5 protein-coding genes and 1 pseudogene are annotated in these 3,827 nt (G+C 44.9%); 4 read left to right on the top strand and 2 right to left on the bottom strand.

Features of this window, described 5'->3' with window-relative positions:
* Together P5683_RS23300 and larE are read left to right on the top strand one after the other, a co-directional pair.
* Positions 1-580 (top strand): annotated as a pseudogene (locus P5683_RS23300) (hypothetical protein); the annotation flags it as partial.
* A gap of 194 nt (positions 581-774) precedes the next feature.
* Positions 775-1,602: an ATP-dependent sacrificial sulfur transferase LarE gene (gene larE, locus P5683_RS23295; protein ID WP_006623989.1), complete on the top strand. Its 828-nt coding sequence runs from the start codon at positions 775-777 to the stop codon at positions 1,600-1,602.
* Here larE and P5683_RS23290 read toward each other — a convergent pair.
* Positions 1,599-2,039, bottom strand: a complete 441-nt coding sequence (locus tag P5683_RS23290; RefSeq protein WP_006623988.1) for a hypothetical protein — start codon at positions 2,037-2,039, stop codon at positions 1,599-1,601. The two genes, larE and P5683_RS23290, sit on opposite strands and share 4 nt — an antisense overlap.
* A gap of 10 nt (positions 2,040-2,049) precedes the next feature.
* On the bottom strand, positions 2,050-2,454 hold the full coding sequence (locus P5683_RS23285) for an NIL domain-containing protein (RefSeq protein WP_006618054.1): 405 nt from the start codon (positions 2,452-2,454) through the stop codon (positions 2,050-2,052).
* A gap of 149 nt (positions 2,455-2,603) precedes the next feature.
* Between P5683_RS23285 and P5683_RS23280 the strand changes: the two genes are divergently transcribed.
* Together P5683_RS23280 and P5683_RS23275 are read left to right on the top strand one after the other, a co-directional pair.
* On the top strand, positions 2,604-3,191 hold the full coding sequence (locus P5683_RS23280; RefSeq protein ID WP_006623987.1) for a thioredoxin family protein: 588 nt from the start codon (positions 2,604-2,606) through the stop codon (positions 3,189-3,191).
* A gap of 364 nt (positions 3,192-3,555) precedes the next feature.
* Positions 3,556-3,708, top strand: a complete 153-nt coding sequence (locus tag P5683_RS23275; RefSeq protein ID WP_006623986.1) for a hypothetical protein — start codon at positions 3,556-3,558, stop codon at positions 3,706-3,708.
* Positions 3,709-3,827 lie beyond the last annotated feature (119 nt).

Here is a 3,827-nt window from a genome sequence, read left to right as displayed (position 1 = left end):
CGGTATGGGTTACTCCATGTCCGGCGTGGGAATGACCGAATCCGGTTCCGCCCTAGGCTACTCTATGTCCGGTGTGGGAATGTCCGGTGTCGGTATGGGTTACTCCATGTCCGGCGTGGGAATGACCGAATCCGGTTCCGCCCTAAGCTACTCCATGTCCGGCGTGGGAATGTCCGGTGTCGGAATGGCGGAAAGGATGTCTGGTATCGGTTTCACTATGTCCGGTTCCGCCCTAGGCTACTCTATGTCCGGTATCGGGATGTCTGGTATTGGGATGGCTGCATCAATGCCTCCCATTCGTCCCCGTAAATTCTGGTTGGTGGCTGATGCTGAGTTAATCATTTATGGTGCAACTGAGCCTGATGCTAAGGTTAGTATTGGCGGACGACCGATTCAACTCAATCCTGATGGTACGTTCCGATTCCAAATGTATTTCCCTGATGGTCAATTTGACTATCCAATTATGGCTGTTGCTGCTGATGGTGAGCAAACCCGTTCGATTCACATGAAGTTTAATCGTGAAACTCCCGAACGTCACACTAATACCCGCGAGGAAGCCGTTTTAGAGTGGGTGGGTTAGGATATTAAGCGATATAACCGATGATGAAAGTCTGATCTTAGCAATTGCGAATTAAGAACATGAGCCGGAGTTTTCCTGATGCGAAACCCCCCGGCTCAATTTTTGTCTGTGCGATCGCTCCTAGTAGAGAGGGGGTATGCCATAACCGAGGGAAGATGATAACCTGTAATTACGGGTAAATAACACAAAAAACTATGGTGATCGAGAAATTACAACAACTTCAATCCCTATTTGCTGAAATGGAGCAGGCATTAATTGCCTATTCGGGAGGAATAGATAGTACGTTGGTGGCGAAAATTGCCTATGATATTTTGGGCGATCGCGCTTTAGCTGTCACCGCTGTTTCGCCTTCCCTGTTACCGGAAGATTTGGAAGATGCTCGCATTCAGGCGGCGATGATTGGCATATCTCATGAGGAAATCTACACTCAGGAAATGGCTAATCCTAATTACACCGCTAACCCGGTTAACCGTTGTTATTTCTGCAAAAGTGAACTGCATGACCAGCTTAAACCCTTAGCTAGACAACGGGGTTATTTATACATAGTTGATGGTGTGAATGCTGATGATTTGCAGGACTATCGCCCGGGAGTGCAAGCCGCTAAGGAAAGGGGAGTGCGATCGCCTTTAGCAGAGGTGGGAGTTACTAAAGCTGAGGTACGGGAAATCTCTAAATATCTGGGGTTAAGTTGCTGGGATAAGCCTTCTCAACCTTGTTTAAGTTCCCGTTTTCCCTATGGAGAAGAAATCACGATCGCTAAATTGCAGAGGGTCGGACGTGCTGAGGTTTATTTGCGCCGTTTGGGTTGGCAAAATCTGCGGGTGCGCTCCGAGGGAGACACGGCTAGGATTGAACTGCCACCAGCACAAATTCAGGAGTTTATAATTCAAAATGATTTGCCACTTTTAGTGAAAACTTTTCAGGAATTGGGTTTTGTATATGTTACCTTAGACCTAGAAGGATATCGTAGTGGTAAATTAAATCAAGTATTACAACCGGAACTCCTCGTTACCTACACCTAAATTATACTCGCTAGGTGATGAAGTTGCCAGCCGACTACTAACCCCAGCATTGACACCAGACACAGGACTAAAAATGCCTGCCAGTTTTTGGTGCTGTGGGTTTGTAGTTCCATACGGGTGAGAATGGTGGCGGATAAAGACATCAGAAGAGTGGTAAAAATTTCCATCCTGGTGGCTAATACTACCAGTAAGAAAGCACCGACCACTACAGATAAAAAAGCGCCAATATTTGACTGAAACCAGCGATTGAGAGGACGGCTTAAATTCTCTAAAGGAACTGTGAAAAACAGGGCGAGTAAGATAATAGTTAATTTAATAATTACCCAAAAGTGCCACTCTATTTGTCGGTTAAATAAATCCCACCCAAACACCATATAGGTGAGCATCAGTAAGAAAATTGACACCCAAAGCATAGGCGCGATCTGATGGGATTTCATGGCTACCAGATTATAAATTGGTGGAAATCGCTTGTAGGGGACAGGTGGGAATACACTGTTCACACACAATACAACGCGATCGCGTAAATGTTAAATAAAAGGTTTCGGGATTGAGAGTTAGTGCTTCTGTCGGACATACACCTGTACATAGTCCACAGTCTACGCAGCTTTGTTCATCAATGATAATTTCTCGACTGGCTAGGGAAACTGTCACGTTTTGAGATTGCATCCAATCGATCGCCGCCTCGAGTTGGTCTATATCTCCCGATAACTCTACTACCAGTTTTCCTACCTGATTAGGGGCCACTTGCGCTCTAATAATATTAGCAGCTACATTAAAATCTTTGGCCAGTCGGTAGGTAATTGGCATCTGCACTGAACGTTTGGGAAAAGTCAAAGTGACTCGTTTTTTCATGCTTCCCGGCAGAATACAGCATCTCTATCATACCATGCGATCACCAATGGTGGCTGTTTTGGTGGGGCGATCGCTTTCTATTTTCCCCGCACTTGTCTAATTCGCTACACTGTACCCAAGACGATCATCTGTGTGACTAGCTGCATTAAATGAGTACAAATCCATCTGATTCTAGTTTAACTACTTCTTCATTCACAACTCGTTTGAGAAACTTTCTGATTGCTCTTGTGGCAATTGTTCTCAGTGTCTTGGTTTTTTGGGGTTTCCGAACTAATGCTACCTCTATATCTTTAACGGAACTGGCCACGGAATCAACCCCTCTTGAGGTGGCTTTGAGTAATGGTAAACCGACTTTGATGGAGTTTTATGCTAATTGGTGTACAACCTGTCAGGCTATGGCTGAAGATATGGCAGATCTGCGCGATAGTTATGGCGATCGCATTAATTTTGTCATGCTCAATGTTGATAATACTAAATGGCTCCCGGAAATTCTCAAGTATCGAGTTGATGGGATTCCCCATTTTGTCTTTCTCAATGATCAAGCTGAAGTTATGGGGGAGGCGATCGGAGAAATTCCCCGACCTAACCTAGGGTCTCGTTTAGATGCTTTGATCGCTGGTAATTTGATGCCAACAGTCGAAACTATGGGGCAGGTTTCCACTTTTAAAGCCCCTGTTGTCCCCTCTGGGGATGCTAACACCGATCCTCGCGCACACGGTAGCCAAGTCAAACTCTAAAGCCTTTCGGGCGGGCTACATTGCCCGCCTCTTGGCGGCGGATCTCGCTTTTTATTAACTGTTTTTTACAAAAATTATCAAAACTTAAAAAAAACTGTGATTTTTGTTAACTAAACTTTCCGAGGATATTCTTTGAGTAATTGTACTGATTTTAGGGAGTTGCTTAGAGAAGGCGATCGCTTGATTTTAGCTAGGTAGATGATACGGAGACGGAGACGGAGGCAAACCTATATATTATAACATGATTTATCGATTATGGTGAATTATCCGTTGATTGCAAATAAATATTGCAAATATTGTGCAAATCCAGAAATTTCATCTAGTATAGTAGGTATATAAGGCAAGAGAAAAGTGAGGTTTTCTTATGAATATGATGTCTAAACTATCAAATATGATGGCTTACCTAACCGAAGCAGTGATTCGGATTTTTAGCCCCACTGACGATGCTTATCCAGAAGTAGGTCCTAGCCCGTTTGAAGGAACTCCCTGTAAAAATCCTTCCCCAGCCCTGAAGTAAACGCTAGGGGATAGAGTCAGCGTCAGCACCCCCGGCTGAAGCACGGGGGCTTCGTGCCCCCCGCTTTCAGGTAGCTGACCAGCTTAAGCCTTAACTGGCTACGTGAGCGAGCAAGAGTT

It is taken from the genome of Limnospira sp. PMC 1279.21, from assembly GCF_032349615.1.
Taxonomy (GTDB): Bacteria; Cyanobacteriota; Cyanobacteriia; order Cyanobacteriales; family Microcoleaceae; genus Limnospira; species Limnospira fusiformis.
Note: the sequence above shows the minus strand (reverse complement) of the source record. Positions and strands in the feature narration are given on the sequence as shown.